The organism is Pseudomonas flavocrustae (genome assembly GCF_029872515.1).
In the GTDB taxonomy this organism is placed as follows: domain Bacteria; phylum Pseudomonadota; class Gammaproteobacteria; order Pseudomonadales; family Pseudomonadaceae; genus Chryseomonas; species Chryseomonas aestiva.
Genome location: NZ_JAPDIQ010000007.1, coordinates 19,742 through 37,902, shown reverse-complemented (window position 1 = coordinate 37,902; position 18,161 = coordinate 19,742). Strand labels below are relative to the sequence as shown.

29 protein-coding genes are annotated in these 18,161 nt (G+C 61.3%); 27 read left to right on the top strand and 2 right to left on the bottom strand.

Going from position 1 to position 18,161, the window contains the following annotated elements; translation table 11 throughout:
• The first annotated feature begins 3 nt into the window (after window positions 1-3).
• The 27 genes from rpsS to OMP44_RS15955 all read left to right on the top strand — a co-directional run bounded on the left by rpsS (window position 4) and on the right by OMP44_RS15955 (window position 16,776).
• Complete coding sequence (rpsS, locus tag OMP44_RS16085) at window positions 4-279, top strand: 30S ribosomal protein S19 (protein WP_007161247.1); 276 nt, start codon at window positions 4-6, stop codon at window positions 277-279.
• 12 nt (window positions 280-291) lie between these two features.
• The gene (gene rplV / locus OMP44_RS16080; protein ID WP_007161246.1) at window positions 292-624 is read left to right on the top strand and encodes a 50S ribosomal protein L22; all 333 of its coding nucleotides are present in this window, start codon (window positions 292-294) and stop codon (window positions 622-624) included.
• Between the two features lie 13 nt (window positions 625-637).
• Entirely contained in the window at window positions 638-1,327 is a 690-nt protein-coding gene (rpsC, locus tag OMP44_RS16075) for a 30S ribosomal protein S3 (protein ID WP_007161245.1), read from the top strand.
• A 12-nt stretch (window positions 1,328-1,339) separates the two neighbouring features.
• Window positions 1,340-1,753: a 50S ribosomal protein L16 gene (gene rplP / locus OMP44_RS16070; RefSeq protein WP_017640282.1), complete on the top strand. Its 414-nt coding sequence runs from the start codon at window positions 1,340-1,342 to the stop codon at window positions 1,751-1,753.
• A complete protein-coding gene (gene rpmC / locus OMP44_RS16065) occupies window positions 1,753-1,944 on the top strand; it encodes a 50S ribosomal protein L29 (protein WP_007161243.1) in 192 nt (63 codons plus the stop codon). The genes rplP and rpmC overlap by 1 nt, the downstream gene beginning before the upstream one ends.
• A 2-nt stretch (window positions 1,945-1,946) precedes the next feature.
• Complete coding sequence (rpsQ, locus tag OMP44_RS16060) at window positions 1,947-2,213, top strand: 30S ribosomal protein S17 (protein WP_007161242.1); 267 nt, start codon at window positions 1,947-1,949, stop codon at window positions 2,211-2,213.
• A gap of 12 nt (window positions 2,214-2,225) precedes the next feature.
• Window positions 2,226-2,594: a 50S ribosomal protein L14 gene (gene rplN, locus OMP44_RS16055; protein WP_007161241.1), complete on the top strand. Its 369-nt coding sequence runs from the start codon at window positions 2,226-2,228 to the stop codon at window positions 2,592-2,594.
• A gap of 12 nt (window positions 2,595-2,606) precedes the next feature.
• On the top strand, window positions 2,607-2,921 hold the full coding sequence (rplX, locus tag OMP44_RS16050; protein ID WP_017640283.1) for a 50S ribosomal protein L24: 315 nt from the start codon (window positions 2,607-2,609) through the stop codon (window positions 2,919-2,921).
• Window positions 2,922-2,940: 19 nt separating this feature from the next.
• Window positions 2,941-3,480, top strand: a complete 540-nt coding sequence (gene rplE / locus OMP44_RS16045; protein WP_007161239.1) for a 50S ribosomal protein L5 — start codon at window positions 2,941-2,943, stop codon at window positions 3,478-3,480.
• A 13-nt stretch (window positions 3,481-3,493) separates the two neighbouring features.
• The gene (rpsN, locus tag OMP44_RS16040; protein WP_017640284.1) at window positions 3,494-3,799 is read left to right on the top strand and encodes a 30S ribosomal protein S14; all 306 of its coding nucleotides are present in this window, start codon (window positions 3,494-3,496) and stop codon (window positions 3,797-3,799) included.
• 162 nt (window positions 3,800-3,961) lie between these two features.
• Window positions 3,962-4,354 (top strand): 30S ribosomal protein S8, encoded by a 393-nt coding sequence (rpsH, locus tag OMP44_RS16035; protein WP_017640285.1) that lies wholly within the window; start codon window positions 3,962-3,964, stop codon window positions 4,352-4,354.
• A gap of 11 nt (window positions 4,355-4,365) precedes the next feature.
• Window positions 4,366-4,899: a 50S ribosomal protein L6 gene (gene rplF, locus OMP44_RS16030; RefSeq protein WP_017640286.1), complete on the top strand. Its 534-nt coding sequence runs from the start codon at window positions 4,366-4,368 to the stop codon at window positions 4,897-4,899.
• Between the two features lie 10 nt (window positions 4,900-4,909).
• The gene (gene rplR / locus OMP44_RS16025; protein ID WP_007161235.1) at window positions 4,910-5,260 is read left to right on the top strand and encodes a 50S ribosomal protein L18; all 351 of its coding nucleotides are present in this window, start codon (window positions 4,910-4,912) and stop codon (window positions 5,258-5,260) included.
• A 3-nt stretch (window positions 5,261-5,263) separates the two neighbouring features.
• Entirely contained in the window at window positions 5,264-5,764 is a 501-nt protein-coding gene (gene rpsE / locus OMP44_RS16020) for a 30S ribosomal protein S5 (protein ID WP_007161234.1), read from the top strand.
• A gap of 2 nt (window positions 5,765-5,766) precedes the next feature.
• Window positions 5,767-5,949, top strand: a complete 183-nt coding sequence (gene rpmD, locus OMP44_RS16015) for a 50S ribosomal protein L30 (RefSeq protein ID WP_007161233.1) — start codon at window positions 5,767-5,769, stop codon at window positions 5,947-5,949.
• Window positions 5,950-5,952: 3 nt separating this feature from the next.
• Entirely contained in the window at window positions 5,953-6,387 is a 435-nt protein-coding gene (gene rplO / locus OMP44_RS16010) for a 50S ribosomal protein L15 (RefSeq protein WP_133860559.1), read from the top strand.
• Window positions 6,388-7,719: a preprotein translocase subunit SecY gene (gene secY / locus OMP44_RS16005; protein WP_133860560.1), complete on the top strand. Its 1,332-nt coding sequence runs from the start codon at window positions 6,388-6,390 to the stop codon at window positions 7,717-7,719.
• A gap of 30 nt (window positions 7,720-7,749) precedes the next feature.
• A complete protein-coding gene (gene rpmJ / locus OMP44_RS16000; RefSeq protein WP_002555468.1) occupies window positions 7,750-7,866 on the top strand; it encodes a 50S ribosomal protein L36 in 117 nt (38 codons plus the stop codon).
• Window positions 7,867-7,996: 130 nt separating this feature from the next.
• Window positions 7,997-8,353 (top strand): 30S ribosomal protein S13, encoded by a 357-nt coding sequence (gene rpsM, locus OMP44_RS15995; protein WP_017640288.1) that lies wholly within the window; start codon window positions 7,997-7,999, stop codon window positions 8,351-8,353.
• 30 nt (window positions 8,354-8,383) lie between these two features.
• Window positions 8,384-8,773: a 30S ribosomal protein S11 gene (gene rpsK, locus OMP44_RS15990; RefSeq protein WP_003281811.1), complete on the top strand. Its 390-nt coding sequence runs from the start codon at window positions 8,384-8,386 to the stop codon at window positions 8,771-8,773.
• 16 nt (window positions 8,774-8,789) lie between these two features.
• Entirely contained in the window at window positions 8,790-9,410 is a 621-nt protein-coding gene (gene rpsD, locus OMP44_RS15985) for a 30S ribosomal protein S4 (RefSeq protein ID WP_017640289.1), read from the top strand.
• Between the two features lie 22 nt (window positions 9,411-9,432).
• Complete coding sequence (locus OMP44_RS15980) at window positions 9,433-10,434, top strand: DNA-directed RNA polymerase subunit alpha (protein WP_017640290.1); 1,002 nt, start codon at window positions 9,433-9,435, stop codon at window positions 10,432-10,434.
• A gap of 44 nt (window positions 10,435-10,478) precedes the next feature.
• Window positions 10,479-10,868, top strand: a complete 390-nt coding sequence (gene rplQ / locus OMP44_RS15975; protein ID WP_007161227.1) for a 50S ribosomal protein L17 — start codon at window positions 10,479-10,481, stop codon at window positions 10,866-10,868.
• 191 nt (window positions 10,869-11,059) lie between these two features.
• Complete coding sequence (locus OMP44_RS15970; RefSeq protein ID WP_280309667.1) at window positions 11,060-12,517, top strand: catalase; 1,458 nt, start codon at window positions 11,060-11,062, stop codon at window positions 12,515-12,517.
• Between the two features lie 145 nt (window positions 12,518-12,662).
• A complete protein-coding gene (gene yccS, locus OMP44_RS15965) occupies window positions 12,663-14,867 on the top strand; it encodes a YccS family putative transporter (RefSeq protein ID WP_273861328.1) in 2,205 nt (734 codons plus the stop codon).
• An 87-nt stretch (window positions 14,868-14,954) separates the two neighbouring features.
• Window positions 14,955-15,830, top strand: a complete 876-nt coding sequence (locus tag OMP44_RS15960) for a sugar nucleotide-binding protein (RefSeq protein WP_280309665.1) — start codon at window positions 14,955-14,957, stop codon at window positions 15,828-15,830.
• A gap of 16 nt (window positions 15,831-15,846) precedes the next feature.
• Window positions 15,847-16,776: an NAD-dependent epimerase/dehydratase family protein gene (locus tag OMP44_RS15955; protein ID WP_280309663.1), complete on the top strand. Its 930-nt coding sequence runs from the start codon at window positions 15,847-15,849 to the stop codon at window positions 16,774-16,776.
• A gap of 91 nt (window positions 16,777-16,867) precedes the next feature.
• Here OMP44_RS15955 and OMP44_RS15950 read toward each other — a convergent pair whose 3' ends face one another.
• Window positions 16,868-17,557, bottom strand: coding sequence for an OmpW/AlkL family protein (locus OMP44_RS15950; protein ID WP_027601114.1), 690 nt, complete (start codon window positions 17,555-17,557; stop codon window positions 16,868-16,870).
• Between the two features lie 96 nt (window positions 17,558-17,653).
• Window positions 17,654-18,148 (bottom strand): DUF3299 domain-containing protein, encoded by a 495-nt coding sequence (locus OMP44_RS15945; RefSeq protein WP_280309658.1) that lies wholly within the window; start codon window positions 18,146-18,148, stop codon window positions 17,654-17,656.
• Between the last annotated feature and the right edge of the window lie 13 nt (window positions 18,149-18,161).

Below are 18,161 nucleotides of genomic sequence, written 5' to 3'. Positions count from 1 at the left end.
ACTGTGCCCCGTTCTCTGAAGAAAGGTCCTTTTATCGATCTTCACCTGTTGAAGAAGATCGAAGTCGCGGTGGAAAAGAACGAACGCAAACCGATCAAAACCTGGTCGCGTCGTTCGATGATCCTGCCGCAGATGGTCGGTCTGACCATCGCTGTGCACAACGGTCGTCAACATGTCCCCGTTCTGGTGAACGAAGACATGGTCGGCCACAAACTCGGCGAGTTCGCTGCTACCCGCACCTATCGCGGTCATGCGGCTGACAAGAAAGCCAAGCGTTAAGGGGTAAGGAAGATGGAAGTAGCCGCTAAGCTGTCGGGCGCTCGTATCTCCGCCCAGAAAGCCCGCTTGGTCGCCGACCAGATCCGCGGGAAGAAGGTGGGCGAAGCGCTCAACCTGTTGACTTTCAGCAGCAAGAAAGCCGCTGAAATCATGAAGAAGGTGCTGGAGTCGGCTGTTGCCAACGCCGAGCACAATGAAGGCGCCGACGTGGACGACCTGAAGGTTTCCACTGTCTTCGTAAACGAAGGTCGTTCGCTCAAGCGCATCATGCCGCGTGCCAAAGGTCGTGCTGATCGCATCGTGAAGCGGTCTTGCCATATCACGGTCAAGGTTGCGGACAAGTAACGGAGTCGATCAGATGGGTCAGAAAGTACATCCCAATGGCATTCGCCTGGGTATCGTCAAGGAGCACACTTCGGTCTGGTACGCGGATAAGCGCACTTATGCGGACTATCTGCTGGCCGACCTGAAGGTTCGTGAGTACCTCCAGGACAAACTAAAAAGCGCGTCCGTAAGCCGTATCGATATTCATCGCCCGGCTCAAACCGCACGCATCACCATCCACACCGCCCGTCCCGGTATCGTGATCGGCAAGAAAGGTGAGGATGTCGAGAAGCTGCGTCAGGACCTGACCGCAAGAATGGGTGTGCCCGTGCACATCAACATCGAAGAGATCCGCAAGCCGGAGCTCGACGGTGCCCTGGTTGCGCAGAGCGTTGCGCAGCAGCTTGAGCGTCGTGTGATGTTCCGTCGTGCCATGAAGCGCGCCGTGCAGAACGCGATCCGCATTGGTGCCAAAGGCATCAAGATTCAGGTGAGCGGTCGTCTGGGCGGTGCTGAAATCGCCCGTACCGAGTGGTATCGCGAAGGTCGTGTGCCCCTGCACACCCTGCGTGCCGATATCGACTACGCCACTGCGGAAGCTCACACCACTTACGGTGTGATCGGTGTGAAGGTCTGGATCTTCAAGGGTGAGGTCATTGGTGGCCGCCAGGAAGAGCTCAAGCCCGTCGCCCCGGCTCCGCGCAAAAAAGCTGCTGCTAAGTAAGGAGTACGCAACATGCTGCAACCCAAGCGTACAAAATTCCGCAAGCAGATGACCGGCCACAACCGTGGTCTGGCTCATCGCGGTAGCAAGGTCAGCTTCGGCGAGTACGCGCTGAAGGCTGTCGGCCGTGGCCGTCTGACCGCTCGCCAGATCGAATCCGCACGTCGTGCGCTGACCCGTCACGTGAAGCGTGGCGGCAAGATCTGGATCCGCGTCTTCCCTGACAAGCCTGTCACCAAGAAGCCTCTCGAAGTGCGGATGGGTAAAGGTAAGGGTAGTGTCGAGTACTGGGTAGCCCAGATCCAGCCGGGCAAGGTCCTGTACGAGATCGAGGGTGTTTCCGAGGATCTGGCTCGTCAGGCATTTGCCCTGGCCGCTGCCAAGCTTCCGCTCGAAACCTCCTTTGTTAAGCGGACGGTGATGTGATGAAAGCGAAAGATTTGCGTGAGAAATCCGTAGAGGAGCTGAACGAGCAGCTTCTCAACCTGCTGCGTGACCAGTTCAATCTGCGTATGCAGAAGGCAACTGGCCAGTTGGGTCAGTCTCACATGCTCTCGCAAGTGAAGCGCGACATCGCTCGCGTCAAGACTGTGCTGAACCAGCAAGCAGGTAAGTGATCATGGCTGAAGCTGAAAAAACTGTCCGTACGCTGACCGGCCGAGTGGTCAGCGACAAGATGGACAAAACCGTCACCGTACTGATCGAGCGTCGCGTCAAGCACCCGATCTACGGCAAATACGTGAAGCGTTCCACCAAGCTGCACGCTCACGACGAAACCAATCAGTGCCGCATTGGTGACCTGGTCACCATTCGCGAAACCCGCCCGCTGGCCAAGACCAAGGCGTGGACCCTGGTTGACGTCGTCGAGCGCGCCGTTCAGGTATAAGGGTAGAGAGCCATGATCCAGACTCAATCCATGCTTGACGTCGCCGACAACAGCGGCGCTCGTCGCGTGATGTGCATCAAGGTGCTCGGCGGTTCCCACCGCCGTTACGCCGGCATTGGCGACATCATCAAAGTCACCGTCAAGGAAGCAATTCCGCGCGGCAAGGTGAAGAAAGGTCAGGTGATGACTGCAGTCGTCGTGCGTACCAAGCACGGCGTCCGCCGCACCGACGGTTCCATCATCCGCTTCGACGGCAACGCCGCGGTTCTGCTGAACAACAAGCAAGAGCCGATTGGCACCCGTATCTTTGGGCCGGTGACCCGTGAACTTCGCTCCGAGAAGTTCATGAAGATCGTCTCCCTTGCCCCCGAAGTGCTGTAAGGAGTAGCCGACATGCAAAAGATTCGTCGTGACGACGAGGTAATCGTCATTGCCGGCAAGGACAAGGGCAAGCGTGGCAAGGTGCTGAAGGTGCTCGCCGATGACCGTCTGGTCGTTGGTGGGGTCAACCTGATCAAGCGCCACACCAAGCCCAACCCCATGCTGGGTGTTCAGGGTGGCATCGTAGAGAAAGAAGCTCCTCTGCATGTCTCCAACGTTGCCATTTTCAACTCCGAGACCAACAAGGCTGACCGCGTTGGTTTCAAAGTCGAAGACGGCAAGAAGATTCGTATCTTCAAGTCGACCCAAAAAGCGGTCCAGGCCTGAAGCTGCTAGGTAGATCACCATGGCTCGATTGAAAGAGATTTATCGGAAGGAAATCGCGCCCAAGCTGAAAGAGCAGCTTCAGCTGGGTAACGTGATGGAAGTTCCGCGCATCACCAAGATCACCTTGAACATGGGTCTGGGCGAAGCGGTCGGTGATAAGAAAATCATCGACAACGCTGTAGCTGACCTGGAAAAGATCGCTGGTCAAAAGCCGGTCGTGACTTATGCCCGCAATTCCATTGCTGGCTTCAAGATTCGCGAAGGCTGGCCGATCGGCGTCAAGGTGACCCTGCGTAGCGATCGCATGTATGAATTCCTGGATCGTCTGCTGTCCATCTCCCTGCCGCGCGTGCGTGACTTCCGCGGCCTGAATGCCAAGTCCTTCGATGGTCGTGGCAACTACAGCATGGGCGTGAAAGAGCAGATCATCTTCCCGGAAATCGATTACGACAAGATCGATGCGCTGCGTGGTATGGACATCACCCTGACCACCACCGCTCGTACCGACGAGGAAGGCCGTGCGCTGCTGCGCGCGTTCAACTTCCCGTTCCGTAACTGATTGAGGTCTTCAGATGGCTAAGCAAAGCATGATTAACCGCGAGCTGAAGCGTCAGCAGACGGTTGCCAAGTACGCCAAGAAGCGCGCCGAGCTGAAGGCGACCATCGGTAATGTCAACGCCTCCCCCGAGGACCGTTGGAATGCCCAGGTCGCCCTGCAGAAGCAGCCCCGTGACGCCAGCGCCAGCCGCATGCGTAACCGCTGCCGCCTGACCGGTCGTCCGCATGGCGTGTACCGCAAGTTCGGTCTGTCCCGCATCAAGCTGCGTGAAGCAGCCATGCGCGGTGACGTGCCCGGCCTGGTGAAGGCCAGCTGGTAACAGCTAGCGCCTTTCATCGCGGTAATTGAATCAAGCCCCTTTTGGGGCTTGATTCGTTTCAGGCTGGTCTCTAGAATGCTCGGCTCGCCCGAATCGGCCTATTGCCGAGGGGTGATTTTGAGAGCCGGTAGGCTCAATTTCTGTATTAGGAGCTAATAGCCCATGAGTATGCAGGACCCGTTAGCAGACATGCTAACTCGTATCCGTAATGCCCAGATGGCTGAAAAGGCCGTTGTGAGCATGCCTTCTTCCAAGCTGAAGGCTGCCGTTGCCAAAGTCCTCAAGGACGAAGGTTACATCGCGGATTTTCAGGTCAGCGCGGAATCCAAGCCGTCGCTGTCCATCGAGCTGAAGTACTTCGAAGGCAAGCCTGTCATCGAAGAGCTGAAGCGTAGCAGCCGTCCCGGTCTGCGCCAGTACAAAGCCGTTGACCAGCTGCCGAAAGTGCGTGGCGGTCTGGGCGTGTCGATCGTTTCCACCAACAAAGGTGTGATGACTGATCGCGCAGCCCGTGCTGCTGGTGTTGGCGGCGAAGTGCTCTGCACAGTCTTCTAAGGGGAATCAGCATGTCTCGCGTTGCTAAAAACCCTGTAAGACTGCCTGCAGGCGTCGAAGTTAATCTGGCCGGTCAGGCTCTTTCGATCAAGGGTGCCAAGGGCGCTCTGGAACTGAAGGTCCATCCGTCCGTTGAAGTCACTCAAGAGTCCGGTGAGCTGCGTTTCGCCGCTCGCAATGGCGATCAGCAGACCCGTGCGATGGCCGGCACTACCCGTGCCCTGGTCAACAACATGGTGGTCGGCGTTAGCCAGGGCTTCGAGCGCAAGCTGCAACTGGTCGGTGTGGGCTACAAGGCCCAGGCCAAAGGTCAGGTGCTGAACCTCGCTCTGGGCTTCTCTCACCCCGTGGACTACGACCTGCCGCAAGGCATCACCGCAGAAACCCCCAACCAGACCGAAATCCTGATCAAGGGTATCGACAAGCAGCTGGTCGGCCAGGTTGCGGCTGAGATTCGTGGTTTCCGTCCGCCGGAGCCCTACAAGGGCAAGGGTGTACGGTATGCCGACGAAGTCGTCCACCGTAAAGAAGCCAAGAAAAAGTAGGGCATAGCAAATGACCGTCAAGAAAGAAACCCGACTGCGTCGCGCTCGCAAGGCTCGCCTGAAGATGCGCGAGCTGGAAGTGGTCCGTCTGTGCGTGTACCGCTCTTCCCAGCACATCTATGCCCAGGTCATCGCGGCCGATGGCAGCAAGGTCCTGGCCAGCGCTTCTACGCTGGACAAAGAACTGCGCGAAAGCGCTACCAGCAACGTCGAGGCGGCCAAGAAAGTTGGTCTGCTGGTCGCCGAGCGTGCCAAGGCCGCTGGCGTTACCCAGGTGGCCTTTGATCGTTCTGGCTTCAAGTACCATGGTCGCGTCAAAGCGCTGGCCGACGCTGCTCGTGAAGGCGGGCTGGAGTTCTAAGTCATGGCAAATAACGATCAAAAGCGCGACGAAGGCTATATCGAGAAGCTGGTTCAAGTTAACCGCGTAGCCAAAACCGTGAAAGGCGGCCGTATCTTCGCCTTCACCGCTCTGACCGTGGTTGGCGATGGCAAAGGCCGCGTTGGCTTCGGCCGTGGCAAGGCCCGTGAAGTGCCTGCCGCCATCCAGAAGGCTATGGAAGCTGCTCGCCGCAACATGATCCAGGTGGATCTGAATGGCACCACCCTGCAGTACCCGGTCAAGGCCGCCCATGGCGCCTCCAAGGTGTACATGCAGCCCGCTTCCGACGGTACCGGCATCATCGCCGGTGGTGCCATGCGCGCCGTCCTGGAAGTCGCTGGTGTGCAGAACGTCCTGGCCAAGTGCTACGGCTCCACCAACCCGGTAAACGTTGTGTACGCGACCTTTGAAGGTCTCAAGCACATGCAGGCGCCGGAAGCTGTTGCCGCCAAGCGTGGCAAGAGCGTCGAGGAGATTCTCTGATCATGGCTAACGCAACCGTCAAGGTCACGCTGATCAAGAGCGTCCACGGCCGTCTGGCCAATCACAAGGCTTGCGTCAAGGGTCTCGGCCTGCGTCGCATCGGTCACACCGTCGAAGTTCAGGACACCCCTGAAAATCGCGGCATGATCAACAAGGCCTACTACCTTCTGCGTGTGGAGGGTTAAGTCATGAAACTGAATGATCTGCGTTCCGCTCCCGGCGCTCGCCGCGAGAAGCTGCGTCCCGGTCGTGGTATCGGTAGCGGCCTGGGCAAGACCGGTGGCCGCGGCCACAAGGGTCTGACCTCCCGTTCCGGTGGCAAGGTTGCCCCCGGTTTCGAGGGTGGCCAGCAGCCGCTGCACCGTCGTCTGCCGAAATTCGGCTTCGTCTCGCTGAAAGCCCTGGACCGTGCCGAGGTTCGTACCTCCGAGCTGGCCAAGGTTGATGTCGATGTGGTCGATCTGCAGGCGCTGAAAGACGCCAACGTGATCAGCCGCGACATCAAGCGTGTCAAGGTTGTGCTGTCCGGCGACGTCACTCGTGCCGTCACCCTGAAGGGCATTCGTGCCACCAAGGGCGCACGTGCAGCCATCGAAGCAGCTGGCGGCAAGATCGAGGAATAAATGGCTAAGCAAGGTGCTCTCTCTGCGCTCAGCAAGACCGGTGGTATGTCCGAGCTGTGGACCCGCCTCCGATTCCTGTTCCTGGCGATCATCGTCTACAGGATCGGTGCGCACATCCCTGTTCCGGGTATCAATCCCGATCAGCTGGCCGCACTGTTCAGGCAGAACGAGGGGACCATTCTTAGCCTCTTCAACATGTTCTCTGGCGGTGCGCTGGAGCGGATGAGCATCTTTGCACTGGGGATCATGCCGTACATCTCGGCCTCGATCATCATGCAGCTGCTTACCGCCATCAGCCCACAGCTGGAGCAATTGAAGAAAGAGGGTGAGTCTGGTCGTCGCAAGATCAGCCAGTACACCCGTTACGGCACGCTGGTTCTGGCGCTCGTTCAGGCCACCGGGATGTCGGTTGGACTCGCCAGTCAGGGCGTCGCGTTCAGCGTGGGCTTCAGCTTCTATTTCGTCGCTGTCACCACGTTTGTCGCCGGCGCGCTGTTCATGATGTGGCTGGGTGAGCAGATCACCGAGCGCGGTATCGGCAATGGCATCTCGATGCTGATCTTCGCCGGTATCGTCGCGGGCTTGCCCCGCGCCATCGGTCAGTCCTTCGAGTCGGCACGGCAGGGCGATATCAACATCTTCGCGCTGATCATGGTGGGTGTGGTAGCGGTTGCCATCATCGCCTTCGTGGTGTTCATCGAGCGTGGGCAGCGTCGTATTGCCGTGCACTACGCCAAGCGTCAGCAGGGCCGCAAGGTCTTCGCGGCGCAGAACAGCCATCTGCCGCTCAAGGTGAACATGGCTGGGGTTATCCCGGCGATCTTCGCCAGCAGCATCCTGCTGTTCCCGGCATCGCTCGGTTCGTGGTTTGGTCAGTCCGAAGGTCTCGGCTGGTTGCAGGACGTGGCTCAGGCCATCGCTCCCGGTCAGCCGCTGAACATCTTGCTGTTTAGTGCAGGGATCATCTTCTTCTGCTTCTTCTATACAGCGCTGATGTTCAACCCCAAGGACGTGGCCGAGAACCTGAAGAAATCCGGAGCGTTCATTCCGGGTATTCGTCCTGGTGAGCAGTCCGCGCGCTATATCGATGGCGTGCTGACCCGACTGACCATGTTCGGTGCCCTGTACATGACGGCGGTGTGCTTGTTGCCCCAGTTCCTGGTGGTCGCGGCGAACGTGCCGTTCTATCTCGGTGGGACGTCGTTGCTGATCGTGGTGGTAGTGGTCATGGACTTCATGTCTCAGGTCCAATCCCATCTCGTATCTCATCAATACGAGTCCCTGATGAAGAAAGCCAACCTGAAGGGCTACGGCGGCGGCATGATGCGCTGATCCGTTACCCGTAAGGTTAGAGGAGTTGTCATGAAAGTTCGTGCATCGGTCAAGAAGCTGTGCCGTAACTGCAAGATCATTCGCCGCGAAGGCGTCGTGCGCGTGATCTGCAGCGCTGAACCGCGTCACAAGCAGCGCCAAGGCTGAGTGTGAATCACGCGTCTAACCCGGCAGCTAGTGTGCTGCCGGGTTGATCATTTGTTCCTACAGCGTTAATATCGCGCGCCCTTTTCTTGGCTTCCGGGGCGTCGGTAGCTGTCAATTGGAGTTTTTCTGAATGGCCCGTATTGCAGGCGTCAACATTCCAGATAACAAACACACTGTTATCTCGCTGACCTACATCTATGGTGTCGGTCGCACCACCTCTCAGAAGATCTGCGCGGCCACCGGCATCCAGCCGACCGCCAAGATCAAAGAACTGAGCGACGAGCAGGTCGATCAGCTGCGTAACGAGGTCGCCAAAATCCTCACCGAGGGTGACCTGCGCCGCGAAATCAACATGAACATCAAGCGCCTGATGGATCTGGGTTGCTACCGCGGTCTGCGTCACCGCCGTGGTCTGCCGGTCCGTGGTCAGCGCACCAAGACCAATGCCCGTACCCGTAAGGGCCCGCGCAAGCCGATCCGCAAGTAATCGCATCCGCGAATCGACAGGAATCTAGTCATGGCAAAACCTGCTGCTCGTCCTCGTAAGAAAGTCAAAAAGACAGTGGTTGATGGCATCGCCCACATCCATGCGTCTTTCAACAACACCATCGTGACCATCACCGATCGTCAGGGCAATGCATTGTCCTGGGCGACCTCCGGTGGCTCCGGCTTCCGTGGCTCCCGTAAGAGCACCCCGTTCGCTGCCCAGATTGCAGCCGAACGTGCCGGCCAAGCCGCTCTGGAATATGGTCTGAAGAATCTGGACGTGAACGTCAAAGGTCCCGGCCCCGGCCGCGAGTCCGCTGTTCGCGCCCTGAATGCCTGTGGTTACAAGATCGCCAGCATCACCGACGTGACGCCTATCCCGCATAACGGGTGCCGTCCGCCGAAGAAGCGTCGCGTGTAATAGGAGACAGTGAGAAATGGCTCGTTACATTGGTCCCAAGTGCAAACTGTCCCGCCGCGAAGGCACTGACCTCTTCCTGAAGAGCGGCGCTCGTGCCCTCGACTCGAAGTGCAAGCTGGAAACCGTTCCTGGCCAGCATGGTCAGCGTCGCGGTCGTCTGTCCGACTACGGTCTGCAGCTGCGTGAAAAGCAGAAAGTCCGCCGTATCTATGGCGTCCTCGAGCGTCAGTTCGCCGGTTACTACCAGGAAGCTGCCCGTCGCAAGGGTGCTACCGGTGAAAACCTGCTGCAACTGCTCGAATGCCGTCTGGACAACGTGGTGTATCGCATGGGCTTCGGTGCCACTCGCGCTGAATCGCGCCAGCTGGTCTCCCACAAGTCGATCACCGTCAACGGTCAGACCGTCAACATTCCCTCCTATCAGGTCAAGGTCGGCGACGTCGTCGCGGTCCGTGAAAAGGCCAAAAACCAGCTGCGTATCGCTCAAGCTCTCGAGCTGTGCGGCCAGCGTGGCCGGGTTGAGTGGGTCGAAGTGAGCACCGAGAAAAAGGAAGGCACCTTCAAGAGCGTGCCGGCCCGTGGTGATCTCTCCGCCGACATCAACGAAAACCTGATTGTCGAGCTCTACTCCAAGTAAGGGCTAGAAAGTAGGTGCATCCATGCAGAGTTCGGTAAATGAGTTCCTGACCCCCCGCCATATCGATGTGCAGGCGGTTAGTCAGACCCGTGCCAAGATCACCCTCGAGCCTCTCGAGCGTGGTTTCGGCCATACCTTGGGCAACGCGCTGCGGCGTATCCTGTTGTCCTCCATGCCTGGCTGCGCGGTAGTCGAAGCAGAGATCGACGGTGTCCTGCACGAGTACAGCGCCATCGAAGGCGTGCAGGAAGACGTGATCGAGATCCTGCTCAATCTCAAGGGTCTGGCCATCAAGTTGCACGGCCGTGACGAAGTCACCCTGAGCCTGAGCAAGAAAGGTCAGGGGCCGGTTCTGGCCTCTGACATTCAGGTCGATCACGACGTCGAGATCGTCAACGGCGATCACGTCATCGCCCACCTGGCGGACAACGGTTCGCTGAACATGAAGCTGAAAATCGCTCGCGGTCGTGGCTATGAGCCCGCCGACGCGCGTCAGAGCGAAGAAGACGAAACCCGCGCAATCGGTCGTCTCCAGCTCGATGCTACGTTCAGCCCGGTTCGTCGCGTGGCCTATGTGGTGGAAAACGCCCGGGTCGAACAGCGTACCAACCTGGACAAGCTCGTGCTTGACCTGGAAACCAACGGTACCCTGGATCCGGAAGAAGCCATCCGTCGTGCCGCCACTATCCTGCAGCAGCAGCTGGCAGCGTTCGTCGACCTCAAGGGCGACAGCGAGCCGGTCGTGGTCGAGCAGGAAGACGAGATCGATCCGATCCTGCTGCGTCCGGTGGACGATCTGGAACTGACCGTCCGTTCGGCCAACTGCCTCAAGGCGGAGAACATCTACTACATCGGTGACCTGATTCAGCGTACCGAAGTGGAGCTGCTCAAGACCCCGAACCTGGGCAAGAAGTCCCTGACCGAAATCAAGGACGTTCTGGCCTCGCGTGGTCTGTCGCTCGGTATGCGCCTGGACAACTGGCCCCCTGCAAGCCTTAAGAAGGACGACAAGGCTACTGCCTGATCGTCATTGTTCACCGAACGATAGTTTGGGAAGGAATTTCAATCATGCGTCATCGTAAAAGTGGTCGTCATCTGAGCCGCACGAGCGCACATCGCAAGGCCATGTTCCAGAACATGGCTGTGTCGCTGTTCGAGCACGAGCTGATCAAAACTACCCTGCCGAAAGCCAAGGAACTGCGCCGCGTTGCCGAGCCGCTGATCACCCTGGCCAAGGAAGACAGCGTCGCCAACCGTCGTCTGGCTTTCGACCGCACCCGCTCGAAAGCTGCCGTTGGCAAGCTGTTCAACGACCTGGGCAAGCGCTACGCCAACCGTCCGGGTGGCTACCTGCGTATCCTGAAGTGCGGCTTCCGCGCTGGCGACAATGCGCCCATGGCGTACGTCGAGCTGATCGACCGTCCGGTCGGCGGTACTGTGGAACAAGCTGCTGAATAAGTAGCGCTGTTCTGGAAAAAGCCGGGCTCCTGCCCGGCTTTTTCATGCCTAGCGTTTGGCGAAGCCGCAGGCAGGGTCCTTCTACTTGGATTTTCTATCAGGATGCTAGGATCAATAAAATAGTCCTAAAGTATTGCCTTGGCGATACTTCTCCCACGAGATCAGCAAGCGCTATTCAAGGGAGACAACCTGTGACCGATACCAAGATCTTCACCACCGCCAGCGGTATTCCGGTGGCCGACAACCAGAATTCCCGTACCGCCGGCCCGCGCGGTCCGCTGATGCTCGACGACTTCCATCTGATCGAGAAGCTGGCCCACTTCAATCGTGAGGTCATTCCCGAGCGACGCGTGCACGCCAAGGGTTCTGCCGCCTATGGCACCTTTACTGTCACCCAGGACATCACCCATCTCTCCAGCGCCAAGCTGTTCGCCAGCGTCGGCAAGCAGACCGAGACCATCCTGCGCTTTTCCACCGTGGGTGGTGAGCGCGGCTCTGCGGATACCGAGCGCGATCCGCGTGGCTTCGCCCTCAAGTTCTATACCGAAGAAGGCAACTGGGACATCGTCGGCAACAACACCCCGGTGTTCTTCATCCGCGATCCGCTCAAGTTTCCCGACTTCATCCACACCCAGAAGCGCGATCCCTGGAGCAATCTGAAGAGTCCGCAGATGATGTGGGACTTCTGGTCGCTGTCGCCGGAATCGCTACATCAGGTGACCATCCTGTTTTCCGATCGCGGCATCCCGGATGGCTATCGCTTCATGCATGGATTCGGCAGCCATACCTTCAGCCTGATCAATGCCCAGGGCGAACGGCACTTCGTGAAGTTTCACTTCAAGAGCCAGCAGGGGATCAGGAACCTGGCGCCGACCGAGGCCGCACGTCTGGCCGGGAGCGATCCGGACTACAGCCAGCGCGACCTGTTCCAGGCCATCGAGCGCGGCGAATTCCCCCGCTGGAAGCTGTGCATCCAGGTGATGAGCGAGCAGGAAGCGGCCGGTCGCGCCGAAAATCCTTTCGACGTCACCAAGGTCTGGTCGCAGCAGGACTATCCGTTGCAGGAGGTAGGCCTGCTGGAGCTCAATCGCAATCCGCAGAACTACTTCGCCGAGGTGGAGCAGGCGTCCTTCGCGCCAAGCAACGTGGTACCGGGCATCGGCCTGTCGCCGGATCGCATGCTGCAAGGACGGGTGTTCGCCTATGCCGATGCCCAGCGCTATCGGGTGGGAACCAACTACCAGCAGTTGCCGGTCAATGCGCCGCGCTGCCCCTATGCCAACAACCAGCGTGACGGGGCCATGAGATTCGATGGCAATGGCGGTTCCCAGCCGAACTACGAGCCCAACAGCTATAGCCATACGCCCAGGCAGGCGCCGCAATATCGTGAGCCGGCGCTGAATTTCGCCGGTCCGGCCGATCGCTACGACCACCGGGTGGACGAGGATTACTACAGTCAGGCCGGTGCGCTGTTCCGCCTGATGAACGCGGACCAGCAGGCGTTGCTGATCGACAATATCGTCGGTGCCATGGCTTCGGTGACCCGGGATGTCCAGCTGCGGCAGATCGGTCATTTTCTCAAGGCCGATCCTGCCTATGGCATGGGTATCGCCAAGGGGCTGGGGATGGATCCCAGCGAAGTGGCCTGACCCAAGGGGTAGAAGGAGCCCGGCGGATGCCGGGCTTTTTTTCGCCGCTAAAAAAGTGCGGGAAAGGCTGCCTCGGACGCCACTTGCGACGTCGCAGTGCTAAGGTTCGCATCAAGCGCGAAAACACGAGGCTCGCTCTCCCGTCATGACTGTGTTTGGAGTGTCTTTGCGCCAGCTCTGGGCGCACGAAAAGGCCAGCTATGGCGTTCGCGTCTTTGTCGCCCTGAGCGGCGCCATGGCTGTCTGCTGGTCGCTGGGCGATCTGCGCGCGTTGTCGCCGGTGTTTCTCGGCATCATCGCCAGCGCCCTGGCGGAAACCGATGACAGCTGGCTGGGCCGTCTCAAGTCCCTGGTGGTCACCCTGCTGTGCTTCGCGGTGGCCGCCTTCGCGGTCGAACTGCTGTTTCCCTATCCCTGGATCTTTGTGGTGGGCCTGGGCCTGGCCACCTTCAGCCTGACCATGCTCGGCGCCATCGGCGAGCGCTACGCGTCCATCGCCCAGGCTACGGTGATCCTGTCGATCTACGCCATGATCGGTGTGGATCAGCGGCTGGGTACCCAGGTGCCGTTGTGGTACGAGCCGGCGCACCTGCTGGCCGGGGCGCTGTGGTACGGCCTGCTCTCGGTGCTCTGGTGCGCGCTGTTCGCCCACCAGCCGGTGCGGCAGAATCTGTCCGCGCTCTATGGCGAACTGGAGACCCTGCTCCGGCTCAAGGCGGAGATGCTCGAACCGGTGCGCGGGGTGGATCTGCATCGGCGGCGGGTGCTGCTGGCCCAGCAGAACGGCAAGGTGGTGCAGGCGCTGAACCAGGCCAAGGCGACCATTCTCAATCGCTTCGGCCGCTCGGGGCGGCCGGGCGCACGTTCAGGGCGCTACTTCCGCCTGTATTTCATGGCGCAGGATATCCATGAGCGCGCCAGCTCCTCGCACTATCCCTACAGCGCCCTGACCGAGGCCTTCTTTCACAGTGATATCCTCTTTCGCTGCCAGCGCCTGCTCAAGCTGCAGGCCGCAGCCTGCCGCAACATGGGCGAGGCGATCCGACTGGGGCAGCCCTTCGAATATGGCCAGCAGAGTCAGCAGGGGCTGACCGATCTGCAGGCCTCGCTGGAGTATCTCAAGCAGCAGCAGAATCCGCGCTGGCGAGGCCTGCTGCGCTCCCTGGACCTGCTCGGGCACAATCTCTCGACCCTGGAGCGGCAATTTTCCGAGGCGGGCAACAGCGACTCGGGGGCGGCGGATCTGGATACCAGTCTGCTGGATCCGGCGGCGCGCTCGTTGCGCGAGGTGTTACAGCGTATCCGCCTGCAGCTGACCCCGACCTCGCTGCTGTTCCGCCATGGCCTGCGCATGGCGCTGGCGCTGATGGCCGGCTATGGGGTGCTGCACCTGATCCACCCGGTCAACGGCTACTGGATCCTGCTGACCACGGTGTTCGTCTGCCGCCCGCAGTACGGGGCGACCCGGGTGCGGCTGGTGCAGCGGATCGTCGGCACGGTAATCGGCCTGTTGCTGGGCAGTGCCTTGCTGGAGCTGTTCGCGCAACCGGAGATCCAGCTGCTGCTGGCGCTGGTCGCCGGTCTGGTGTTCTTCATCACCCGGACCGATCGCTACACCGTCGCCACCGCGGCCATCACCCTGATGGTGCTGTTCTGCTTCAACCAGGTGGGCAACGGTTTCATGCTGATCTGGCCGCGGCTGCTGGACACCCTGCTGGGTTGCCTGATCGCGGTGCTGGCGGTGTTCTTCGTCCTGCCGGACTGGCAGGGGCGCCGCCTGCACCTGGTGATGGCCAACACCCTGCGCACCAACGCCCTCTATCTGCGCCGGTTGCACGAGCAGTACCGCACCGGCAAGCGCGACGACCTCGATTACCGCGTGGCGCGGCGCAACGCCCACAATGCCGATGCGACGCTGTCGGCGGCGCTGGCCAACATGCTGCGCGATCCCGGGCATTTCCGGCGCAACCTGGAAGCGGGCTTTCGCTATCTGGCGTTGTCCAACACCTTGCTGGGTTATCTGTCGGCCTTGGGCGCGCATCGCCGCCAGCTGGAAGCGGCCGAGCACGATGCCCTGGTGGAGCGCGCCGTGACCCGTATCGCCGAGGGCATGGAGACCATAGCCGCCGCGGTGGCGGAGCGGCGCAGTCTGCCGCCTACCGCCGAAGAGGAAAGCAGCCTGGCCGACCAACTGGAAGCCGCGGCGGATGATAACGACGACGGCTATCGACTGGTGTGCACCCAGCTGGCGCTGATCTGCCGGCTGCTACCCAATCTCAAGAGCGCCGCCAACCATACCCTGCGCGAACAAACCCGCGAGGAACCGGCAGCGGTTGCCGCCGGTGCTTGAGCAAGGTTGGCGCGACGCGCTATGTTGACCGATGTCCGTCGAATCTTTCGACGCCTGTTTATGCTGGTTTGAAGGCTGTTCCAACACATGCGTATGCGTCTTCTAGTAGTGGGCGGGGAGAGCGCCCTGGGCAAGGCGCTACTCGCCGCCGGTGCCGAAGCGGGCATCGAATTCGTCGCCCCCGAGACTCCCGCGGAGGGCTGGTACGCTGCCGGACTGACCGAGGTCCTCGACCGGGTACGGCCGGGAGCGGTGATCAATCTCGCCTACTACCGCGACTGGTTGCAGGCCGCAGACTTCGATCCGGCCCTGATGCAGCGCCAGGCGCTGGCCGTGCAGCGCCTGGCAGGCCTCTGCCAGCACTATCAGATTCCGCTGATCCAACCGTCCAGTTATCAGCTGTTCGATGGCTCCCGCGTGGCCGGCTATAGTGAAAAGGATCTTCCGCGGCCCCCCGGGGCGCGTGGCGAAGCGCTCTGGCGGGTCGAGCAACTGGTGCGAGCGCTGTGCCCGATGCATATCCTGCTGCGCCTGGGCTGGGTGCTGGACGACTCCCGCGACGGGCGTCTGGGGCGTCTGCTGCAGCAGCTGGATACCGAGCAGGTGGTGCCGATGGCGGGCGACCGGCGCGGCAATCCGACCACCGTGGGCGATGCCGCGCGGGTGTTGCTGGCGGTGGTCAAGCAACTCGACTGCGGCGCGCCGCTCTGGGGGACCTATCACTATGGCGCCCAGGAAGCGGTATCGGAATTGGGCCTGGCCGAGACCGTCGCCCAGCTCTGGCAGGAGTTCGACCGGCCGGTGCGCTGCGAATGGCAAGAGGTGACGCACCTCGAGCGCGCGGATGCCGCGGAAGAGCCACAACAGGGGGTGTTGATCAGTCGCAAGCTGCTCAACACCTTTGGAATCAAGGCGCGGCGCTGGCAGCAGGAGCTGCCCGCGCTGTTGCAGGGCTTTCGGTAGGACGAGGTAGGTTTCCATGAGTGATGCGCCCATTCTGATCACTGGCGGTGCCGGTTTCATCGGCTCCCATCTGGCCGACGCGCTGCTGGCGCGGGGCCGGCGGGTGCGGGTGCTGGACGATCTCAGCACCGGCAAGCGCGAGAATCTGCCGCTGGACAACGAACGTATCGAGCTGCGGGTGGGCGACGTGGCTGATACCGCGACGCTGGAAGCCGCGGTGGCCGGCTGCGCAGCGGTGGTGCACCTGGCCGCGGTGGCCTCGGTGCAGGCGTCGGTGGAAGACCCGGTGGGTACCCACCGGGCCAATTTCATCGGCACCCTGAATCTGTGCGAGGCCATGCGCAAGGCCGGCATCAAGCGCGTGGTCTATGCCTCCAGCGCGGCGGTCTATGGCGCCAACGGTCAGGGCCAGGCCATCGACGAAGAGCTGCCCAAGGCGCCCCTGACGCCCTATGCGGCCGACAAACTGGCCGGCGAGTACTACTTCGACTTCTATCGCCGCGAGCACGGGCTGGAGCCGGCGATCTTCCGCTTTTTCAACATCTACGGCCCACGGCAGGATCCGTCTTCGCCCTATTCCGGGGTGATCAGCATCTTTACCGAGCGTGCCCGCCGCCAGACGCCGATCACGGTGTTCGGCGATGGCGAGCAGACCCGCGATTTCGTCTATGTGGCCGATCTGGTGGGCATCCTGGTGCAGGCGCTGGAAGCCACCGAAGTAACGGCCGGGGCGGTGAACGTGGGGCGCGGCGAGACCATCAGCCTGAACGGCCTGCTGGCAGAGATCGGTCAGGTGCTCGGTGGCCTGCCGCAGGTGACCCATGGGGTCGCGCGGGCGGGAGACATCCGCCATTCGAAGGCGGACAACCGTCGTCTGCGCGAGCGTTTCGACTTCAGCCAGCCTACCGCCATGGGCACGGGGTTGGCGGCGCTGCTGCGGGACTAGCAGGCGAGGCCAGGGGCAAGCCCTGGCCTGTTGAGCTGCGCCGCTGGAGCCGTCTCGGCGCCAACCTAAGGCGCGAGTGGCTGGCGGTGGCCTAGAAGCGATAGCCCAGGCCGACCATGTAGACCCAGGGATCCACGTCCAGATCGACCTTGGCGCGGGCGCCGAGGGCGGTGTTGTCGACGTGGGCGGTGGTGGCTATGTCGATGTAGCGGATCTGGGCATTGAGCATCACCCGGTCGGTGAGCATGAGATCGGCACCGACCTGGGCGGACCAGCCCCAGGAGTTGTCGGCGCGGAAATTGTCGAAGCCGGCCGCGCTGGCGCCGCTGCCGACGTGCTCGTCATAGATCCAGGTGTAGTTGAGGCCGGCGCCGACATAGGGCTGGAACGTCGCCTTGGCGTCCAGCGGGTAGTAGACCAGGCTCAGCGTCGGCGGCAGGTGCTTGAGGCTGCCCAGCTTGCCATTGGCGGCGTCGAGCCCGGTGCCCTTGATGTTGACCTGGTGCTCGAAGGGCGTGGCCGCGAGCAATTCGAGGCCCAGGTGGTCGGTCAGCATGTAGGCGACGTTCAGCCCCAGCTGGGTGTCGCTGTCCATGGTCGCCTTGCCGCCCAGATTGGCGCCACTCAGGGCGCCTCTGTCGATCTTGACGTCGGAGCTGCGCTCGTGGGGATCCACGGTGATGGCGCCGGCGCGCAGGATGATGTCGCCGGCCTGGTGGGCCTGGGCGAAGGGGGCGGCCAGCGCGAGGGCGAGCAGGCTGAGACGGAAGAGAGGACGCATGGCGAGGGCTCCGAAGGCATTGAAAAATGGCTGGGAGCAGCCTAGCGAAGCCGGAACGGCGGACTCTTGATCTCGCTCAAGCGCAGGGCAGATCCCTCAGGAGCCGTCGCCCTTGAGGATGTAGGGCTGGATGCGCTGGGCCTGCAGCCAGTAGCCGGCGACGGCCACCTCGCTGCGCTGGGTGCCCACGCCCAGGCGGCCTTCCACCCAGTAGGGCAGGTGCAGCTTGGACAGCCAGAGATCGTGGCTGCCCTTGACGTAGACGATCTGGTTGCCGGGCGGCGGCGGTACGTGGATGCAGGCGCCGTAATAGGGGACCAGCAGGAATTCGGTGACTTCGCCCTCTTCGGTGACCATCAGCGGCACCACGTAGCCGGGCAGGCGCACCTCCTGGCCGTCCAGGGCGGCCACCGTTGGCGCGTCCGGCCAGGGCTGGCTGGCGGCCGGGCCGTCTTCGCCGAGGCCGTGGTCGACGCTGTCGGGATTGAAGCGCGGCGCATCGGCCGGCACCAGTTCGCGCCAGGCGAGTTGGCGGGGGTCGGCCTGGGCCCAGGACAGCCAGCAGAGCAACAGCAGGAGCGCCAGGCGCATGGGGAAGCCTCGT

Bases quoted from the DNA above. Each gene is read 5' to 3' on its own strand.
- rplV (WP_007161246.1), top strand. From the start codon at position 292: ATGGAAGTAGCCGCTAAGCTGTCGGGCGCTCGTATCTCCGCCCAGAAA.
- rpsC (WP_007161245.1), top strand. From the start codon at position 638: ATGGGTCAGAAAGTACATCCCAATGGCATTCGCCTGGGTATCGTCAAG.
- rplP (WP_017640282.1), top strand. From the start codon at position 1,340: ATGCTGCAACCCAAGCGTACAAAATTCCGCAAGCAGATGACCGGCCAC.
- rpmC (WP_007161243.1), top strand. From the start codon at position 1,753: ATGAAAGCGAAAGATTTGCGTGAGAAATCCGTAGAGGAGCTGAACGAG.
- rpsQ (WP_007161242.1), top strand. From the start codon at position 1,947: ATGGCTGAAGCTGAAAAAACTGTCCGTACGCTGACCGGCCGAGTGGTC.
- rplN (WP_007161241.1), top strand. From the start codon at position 2,226: ATGATCCAGACTCAATCCATGCTTGACGTCGCCGACAACAGCGGCGCT.
- rplX (WP_017640283.1), top strand. From the start codon at position 2,607: ATGCAAAAGATTCGTCGTGACGACGAGGTAATCGTCATTGCCGGCAAG.
- rplE (WP_007161239.1), top strand. From the start codon at position 2,941: ATGGCTCGATTGAAAGAGATTTATCGGAAGGAAATCGCGCCCAAGCTG.
- rpsN (WP_017640284.1), top strand. From the start codon at position 3,494: ATGGCTAAGCAAAGCATGATTAACCGCGAGCTGAAGCGTCAGCAGACG.
- rpsH (WP_017640285.1), top strand. From the start codon at position 3,962: ATGAGTATGCAGGACCCGTTAGCAGACATGCTAACTCGTATCCGTAAT.
- rplF (WP_017640286.1), top strand. From the start codon at position 4,366: ATGTCTCGCGTTGCTAAAAACCCTGTAAGACTGCCTGCAGGCGTCGAA.
- rplR (WP_007161235.1), top strand. From the start codon at position 4,910: ATGACCGTCAAGAAAGAAACCCGACTGCGTCGCGCTCGCAAGGCTCGC.
- rpsE (WP_007161234.1), top strand. From the start codon at position 5,264: ATGGCAAATAACGATCAAAAGCGCGACGAAGGCTATATCGAGAAGCTG.
- rpmD (WP_007161233.1), top strand. From the start codon at position 5,767: ATGGCTAACGCAACCGTCAAGGTCACGCTGATCAAGAGCGTCCACGGC.
- rplO (WP_133860559.1), top strand. From the start codon at position 5,953: ATGAAACTGAATGATCTGCGTTCCGCTCCCGGCGCTCGCCGCGAGAAG.
- secY (WP_133860560.1), top strand. From the start codon at position 6,388: ATGGCTAAGCAAGGTGCTCTCTCTGCGCTCAGCAAGACCGGTGGTATG.
- rpmJ (WP_002555468.1), top strand. From the start codon at position 7,750: ATGAAAGTTCGTGCATCGGTCAAGAAGCTGTGCCGTAACTGCAAGATC.
- rpsM (WP_017640288.1), top strand. From the start codon at position 7,997: ATGGCCCGTATTGCAGGCGTCAACATTCCAGATAACAAACACACTGTT.
- rpsK (WP_003281811.1), top strand. From the start codon at position 8,384: ATGGCAAAACCTGCTGCTCGTCCTCGTAAGAAAGTCAAAAAGACAGTG.
- rpsD (WP_017640289.1), top strand. From the start codon at position 8,790: ATGGCTCGTTACATTGGTCCCAAGTGCAAACTGTCCCGCCGCGAAGGC.
- OMP44_RS15980 (WP_017640290.1), top strand. From the start codon at position 9,433: ATGCAGAGTTCGGTAAATGAGTTCCTGACCCCCCGCCATATCGATGTG.
- rplQ (WP_007161227.1), top strand. From the start codon at position 10,479: ATGCGTCATCGTAAAAGTGGTCGTCATCTGAGCCGCACGAGCGCACAT.
- yccS (WP_273861328.1), top strand. From the start codon at position 12,663: ATGACTGTGTTTGGAGTGTCTTTGCGCCAGCTCTGGGCGCACGAAAAG.
- OMP44_RS15960 (WP_280309665.1), top strand. From the start codon at position 14,955: ATGCGTATGCGTCTTCTAGTAGTGGGCGGGGAGAGCGCCCTGGGCAAG.
- OMP44_RS15955 (WP_280309663.1), top strand. From the start codon at position 15,847: ATGAGTGATGCGCCCATTCTGATCACTGGCGGTGCCGGTTTCATCGGC.
- OMP44_RS15950 (WP_027601114.1), bottom strand. From the start codon at position 17,557: ATGCGTCCTCTCTTCCGTCTCAGCCTGCTCGCCCTCGCGCTGGCCGCC.
- OMP44_RS15945 (WP_280309658.1), bottom strand. From the start codon at position 18,148: ATGCGCCTGGCGCTCCTGCTGTTGCTCTGCTGGCTGTCCTGGGCCCAG.